The organism is Mycobacterium sp., from assembly GCF_051006775.1.
Lineage (GTDB): Bacteria > Actinomycetota > Actinomycetes > Mycobacteriales > Mycobacteriaceae > Mycobacterium.
Window position 1 is genome coordinate 1 of record NZ_JBPCSX010000084.1, and the last position, 5,822, is coordinate 5,822.

General features: G+C 65.6%; 4 protein-coding genes, 2 tRNA genes and 1 pseudogene. 3 read left to right on the top strand and 4 right to left on the bottom strand.

Going from position 1 to position 5,822, the window contains the following annotated elements; genetic code table 11:
* Together ACR2JI_RS06310 and ACR2JI_RS06315 are read right to left on the bottom strand one after the other, a co-directional pair.
* Positions 1-439, bottom strand: a pseudogene (locus tag ACR2JI_RS06310) (sterol desaturase family protein); the annotation flags it as partial.
* Positions 439-2,016, bottom strand: a complete 1,578-nt coding sequence (locus ACR2JI_RS06315) for a helicase HerA-like domain-containing protein (RefSeq protein ID WP_526389159.1) — start codon at positions 2,014-2,016, stop codon at positions 439-441. The pseudogene ACR2JI_RS06310 and the gene ACR2JI_RS06315, both read right to left, overlap by 1 nt.
* An 84-nt stretch (positions 2,017-2,100) precedes the next feature.
* On the opposite strand from ACR2JI_RS06315, the gene orn reads away from it, so the two are divergent.
* Together orn and ACR2JI_RS06325 are read left to right on the top strand one after the other, a co-directional pair.
* Positions 2,101-2,736 carry an oligoribonuclease gene (gene orn, locus ACR2JI_RS06320; protein WP_526389161.1) on the top strand — a complete coding sequence of 212 codons (636 nt, stop codon included), beginning with the start codon at positions 2,101-2,103 and terminating at the stop codon, positions 2,734-2,736.
* A gap of 30 nt (positions 2,737-2,766) precedes the next feature.
* Positions 2,767-2,839, top strand: a tRNA-His gene (locus ACR2JI_RS06325).
* 67 nt (positions 2,840-2,906) lie between these two features.
* On the opposite strand, the gene ACR2JI_RS06330 is transcribed toward ACR2JI_RS06325, so the two are convergent.
* Positions 2,907-3,866, bottom strand: a complete 960-nt coding sequence (locus ACR2JI_RS06330; protein WP_526389163.1) for a hypothetical protein — start codon at positions 3,864-3,866, stop codon at positions 2,907-2,909.
* A gap of 94 nt (positions 3,867-3,960) precedes the next feature.
* Positions 3,961-5,145 carry an Ig-like domain-containing protein gene (locus ACR2JI_RS06335; protein ID WP_526389165.1) on the bottom strand — a complete coding sequence of 395 codons (1,185 nt, stop codon included), beginning with the start codon at positions 5,143-5,145 and terminating at the stop codon, positions 3,961-3,963.
* Positions 5,146-5,249: 104 nt separating this feature from the next.
* Here ACR2JI_RS06335 and ACR2JI_RS06340 point away from each other — a divergent pair.
* Positions 5,250-5,325, top strand: a tRNA-Lys gene (locus tag ACR2JI_RS06340).
* Positions 5,326-5,822 lie beyond the last annotated feature (497 nt).

Here is a 5,822-nt window from a genome sequence, read left to right on the forward strand (position 1 = left end):
GCGTCCACTCGTAAACAAGTCCGATGGCGAACGTCACCACCAGAAAGGTCAGCCCCAGAGCCGTCCTCGGGAAGATCCAGAGTCCGATGATCAACGCCGAGCCCACTGCGCCGTACAGGGACTGCATCGGGATGAAGATGAGCGGAATGACCCTCGGCTCGACGTGGTGTTCACGATGTATACGATCCAGCACGGGGTCGATCGTGATCCCGGCCACCCGACGCGGCCGCCAGTGCAGAACTATGACGTGCATCATCCACTCCAGGAATGGGAATCCGGCCCGCATCACCAGTGGCAGAACGGCGTCACTGAGCCGGAAGTCCCCGAGTGCGATCCGAGCGATGAGCGCGGCGATCAACGCGGCAGCCAGCAGCCAGGGCGACGGGTGCCGAAAGAACTCCCGCGCCGCCGAGGTCAGCGTGACGCCCCGCCGCGGCATCAGCGCCGCCGGCGTCCGGTTCCGAAGATGCTTCGGCTGATCTCCCGGCCGATAACCGTTCCCGCAGAACGCATGGCGCTCTTGAACGCCGGGTTGTCCATCATCTTCTCGAGCACGCCGGGCTCGGCCTTCTCCACCGGGTCCGGCATCGGCGGCAGGTCGAACCCGGTCGGCATCGGCGGCAGGTCCAGTCCGTCATCGACGGCCTCCCCCGGCGGTGGCGCCATCTTGGCGGCCAGCATCTCGTAGGCCGACTCGCGGTCGACGGTCGGTCCGTACTTGAGGAACAGCGGGCTGGCCTGTGCGGCGGCCTTGATGTAGTCCGTGCCGATGGTGTCCATCAGCGACCGGGGTGAGCGCAGCCGGGTCCATGCCACCGGGGTCGGGGCACCGCGTTCGGACAGCACCGTGACGATCGCTTCGCCGATTCCCAGCGCGGTGAGATCCGTTGCGAGGTCGTAGAATTCGGTTTTGGGATAGGTGCGAACCGTCTTCGCCAGCGCCTGCTGATCATCGGGGGTGAAGGCCCGCAGCGCGTGCTGGATCCGGGCGCCGAGTTGGGACAGCACCGTGTTGGGCACATCGGTGGGCAGCTGCGTGCAGAAGAAAACCCCCACGCCCTTCGAACGAATCAATTTCACCGTCTGCTCGACCTGGGCCAGGAAGGCCTTGGAGGCGTCCTTGAACAACAGGTGTGCCTCGTCGAAGAAGAACACCAACTTGGGCTTGTCCAGATCGCCGACCTCGGGCAGATAGGTGAAGAGATCAGCCAGAACCCACATCAGGAAGGTGGAGAACATCACCGGGCGGGCGGCCTGCTCCCCGACCTCGAACAGGGTGATGATGCCGCGGCCGTTGGCGTCGACCCGGATCAGGTCGGCCGGCTCGATTTCGGGCTCACCGAAGAAGGTGTCGCCCCCCTCGGCTTCGAGGTTGATCAGCGCACGCAGGATCACTCCGGCGGTCGTCGCCGACACCCCACCGATGTTCTTCAACTGCTCCTTGCCCTCGGGACTGGTCAGGTGGGCGATCACCGAACGCAGATCCTTGAGGTCCAGCAGTGGCAGACCCTGCTGATCGGCCCAGTGGAAGATGAGCCCGAGGGTGGACTCCTGGGTCGCGTTGAGGTCAAGCACCTTCGACAGCAGGATGGGCCCGAATGCGGAGATGGTGGCGCGCACCGGTACTCCGATACCACCGGTGCCCAGCGACAGGAACTCCACCGGGAACGGCGATCCCACCCAGTCGTCTCCGGTGTCCTTGGCCCGCGCGGCGGTCCTGTCGCCGGCCTCCCCCGGCCGCGTCAACCCGGACAGGTCGCCCTTGAAGTCGGCCATCACGACCGGCACCCCGGCGGCGGATAACTGCTCGGCGATCACCTGCAACGTCTTGGTCTTGCCGGTGCCGGTAGCGCCGGCAACCAGGCCATGGCGGTTCATCATCGACAGCGGAATGCGAATCTGCGCGGTCGGATCGACCTGGCCATCCACGAAAACGGAGCCGAGTTCCAGCGCCGTTCCAGTGGTGGCGTACCCGGCGGCGATCTGCTGAGCCGGGGAAGCAGTCGGGTCCGTCATGACACCTCGTCCTTAGCCTCTGTTGGGAACCTCCGTTGGGCCGATACGACACTACTTGGTCGGCTAGGCCTACTGTGGAGCGCTGTGCGGGACGAATTGGTGTGGATCGACTGCGAGATGACCGGCCTGGATCTGGGATCGGACCGGCTCATCGAGATCGCCGCTCTGGTGACCGATGCCGATCTCAACGTCCTCGGCGAAGGCATCGACGTCGTGATCCACACCGATGACGAGGCGCTGGACGGCATGGTCGAGGTGGTGGCCAAGATGCACAGTCGCTCCGGGCTCACCGAGGAGGTGCGGACCTCGATCATCGACGTGGCGACCGCTGAGGAGATGGTGATGGATTACATCCGCACCCACATCCCAGCCGCCCGTACCGCCCCGCTGTGCGGGAACTCGATCGCGACCGACCGCGGATTCATCGCCCGGGACATGCCCACCCTCGATTCCTACCTGCACTACCGGATGATCGACGTGAGCTCGGTCAAGGAGCTGTGTCGGCGCTGGTACCCGAAGATCTACTACGGACAGCCGGAGAAGGGTCTGGCCCACCGCGCGCTGGCCGATATCGAGGAGTCGATCCGCGAGCTGCGGTACTACCGGAGTACGGCGTTCGTCGCCCCGCCGGGGCCGTCTACCAGCGAGATCGCCGAGGCCGTCGCCGGACTCGACGGGCAGGCCGAAACCGATTCGGCCGACGAGACCGACAACGGTTAGTATTTACACGCTGCTCAGCGAGTAGCGATGGTGGCTGTAGTTCAGTTGGTAGAGCACCAGGTTGTGATCCTGGCTGTCGCGGGTTCGAGTCCCGTCAGCCACCCGGCACAAGGAAACGCCCCCTGATATTCAGGGGGCGTTTCCTCATTGCGATTCCAAATTGTGAATGCCTACTCGGCGGCCGACGCCGCTGCCTTCACGGCGTGACGCGCAGCCGCCGGACGCGATGCGGCCGCCGCCTTGGGCGCTGCCGCAGCATCCGAAGGAGCCGCTGCCTCATGGGACCGCGCCGGCGATGCCACCGCGGCGGCGCTCACCGACTTGGCGGCGGCGCGACGGGTTGCTGCCCGCGGCGCGGCGACGGCGGCAGCCGCGGAAGGTGCTGCAACCGCCACGGCCACCGAAGCAGCGGCCACGCTATTCCCCGGGGCGTTCCAAACCCCGCCCGGAGCCAGCCCGGACAGGAAGCTGTTCAGCGCCGCCTGAACGGCGGTGACGACCGAACCCGGATTGCCGCTCACCACCGTCTGAATGGAGTTGATCAGGATGTTCGGCAGAGCGGCGGCGATCGTGCTGAGCTTGGTCGTCACGAAGGTCTGGAAGGACACGACGGCGTCATTGATGGCCTGACCGATCGCGGTGACCGGCGCAATCAGCCCGGTGATGACGGTCTGGATCGCCGCGGCGACGTCACCGGCGCTCAGCGACTGGACGGCCGTGGTCAGGACGGTCGGGATGTTGCCGGCGGCGCCGATGATTCGGGCCAGCACCGACTCCGGGCCGACGACCAGACCGGCGACCGCGCCGGTGACGTATGCAAGCGCCTCGGTGGCCGCGCCGGTGAGGACCGGAGTCAGCTCGCTGACGAACTCGGTCACCGCGGCGGTCAGCAGGTTCGACGGAATCAGACTGGTGATATCGGGCAGCGCACCGCCGAGCCCGAAGGTGTTCAGAATGCCCAGAACGTCGCTGAACGAAAAGGCGGCGAGCTGCACGTCGGCGACAGCCGTCACCGGAGTGGCGGACAGGGCGGTGGTGGCCGGCATGACGACGGGGGTCATGGCGATGGCGCCGGCCCCGACGACGGCAACCATGCCTGCGGTCAGGTGTGAGCGAACGGAAATCTGCATTGTGGCTCTCCTCGATCGGCGCCGAACGACGCCTCCTATTACCTGAGAGTAACCTGAGCTGGGCTTCTGTGCCAAGTCGACACGGGTTAGCTGGCTACCGCACCGGTGCCGCGTTACCGGCTTTCCACTGCGACCACGGGACGTTCCAGTCGCCGAGGCCCTCGGTGCCCGGCAACGTCGAGCCGACGGTTCCCGCCACCTCTACGACGTCCCCGCGCTTGGTGTTGTTGTAGAACCACTCGGCGTTGCCCGGGCTGACATTCAGACACCCGTGGCTGGTGTTGCTGTAGCCCTGTGCGCCGACCGACCACGGGGCGGAATGGACATAGATGCCGCTATAGGACATCTGCGTCGCCCAGTCCACCTCGAGGCGATAGCCCTTCGGGGAGTCCGACGGCACGCCATAGGTCGAGGAGTCCATGATCAGGTGCCGGTAGCGGTCCCCGACGATGTAGACGCCATTGTTGGTCGGGGTGGAGTCCTTGCCCATCGAGGTCGGCATGGTCTTGATGACCTCGCCGTTGCGCCGGATGGTCACCACCTTGGTGCCGTCGTCGACGCTGGCGATCACCCGGTCGCCGATGGTGAACCTTGCCGCCAGGCTCTTCTGGCCGAACAGTCCTTCACCGAGATCGATGCCGTAGGTGTCCACCGCGACGTCGACCTTGGTCCCGGGGGCCCAGAATTTCTCCGGACGCCAGCGCACTTCACGGTTGCTGAGCCAGTAGAACGCGCCCTCGACCGGCGGATCGGTGGTCACCTTGATCGCCTTCTCCGCGGCGGCGCGGTTCGGGATGTTCTCGTCGAATCGCACCGCGATCGGCTGGCCGACGCCGACCACCTCACCGTCGTTGGGCATCAGGTACGGCATGGTCAGGTTTTCCGGGGACTGAGATTTGAAGGCGATGTTCTCGGTGTCAACTCCGCCGAGGCCCATCGAGCGAACCGTCATCGTGTACTGGCCGTTGTAGGCCAGCTGCTCGGATGCTGTCCAGGTGACGCCGTCGTCGCTGAGTTGACCGGGTACTGCCTCGCCGTCGGCGTCGACGAGCGACACCGACCCCAGCACGCCACCCTTGGCGGTGACGGTGACGGGTTGGTCCACCGGGACGCCGACGGCGCCGTCAGCGACCGAGACCGTCACACTCGGGACCAGCAGATCGGAGTACGGGGTGCCCTTGTCAGCCAACACCCGCGGCGGCGCGGAACCACCACAGCCGCTGAGGGCCACGGCGGCTATCAGCAGCGTGATCAGCAGCCGAGCCGGCGATCGTCGCATCCTGCAATCCTAAGTCCGGCCGATACTCACGCGCGACTTCGCTGGTCACGACTCTGGCGGCGGATTTCACCCCACCGGCGCGGGCCTGTTATCGTCTCTGCCACGCGCCGTTAGCTCAGTTGGTAGAGCAGCTGACTCTTAATCAGCGGGTCCGGGGTTCGAAACCCTGACGGCGCACCAAGAAACCCCCTGCTCAGCGGGGGTTTTTTTACATCGAGAGGTGATCTTTTCGGGCCTAGTGGTGACACAAGTGGTGACATCGCGACCGCAGCTGATCCCGAGTGCAAATTCCGCCAGCACCGACGGCATTGGGTCCCCGGCAGGTAACCGCACCACTTTCAGGCCGCCCGCAGCCCCCTGAAGCCCATCAACGAGCCGAAGGATCGCGGCCCCGTCCGACCACGCGGCGCGCACCAGCCTGCAGTCGGGCTACAGGACAGTGGTACGCAAATACATCAAAAGCGTGTCGCCTATTGCACTGCGCCGCCGACCGAGTTCCGCCAAGGTCTCCTCGGCCCGCATCTGGATCAGGAGGGTCGTCAACCGTCATCCCAGCCACCATGCCGAGCATTTCGCTGTGGTCAGTGGGCTGTGCGCCGCCCTATGCTTCTCATGCTGAGTTGGGGCACGGGAGCTTGCACGTGGAACTATCCGCGCTTTTGAGCCTTGGGGACTCC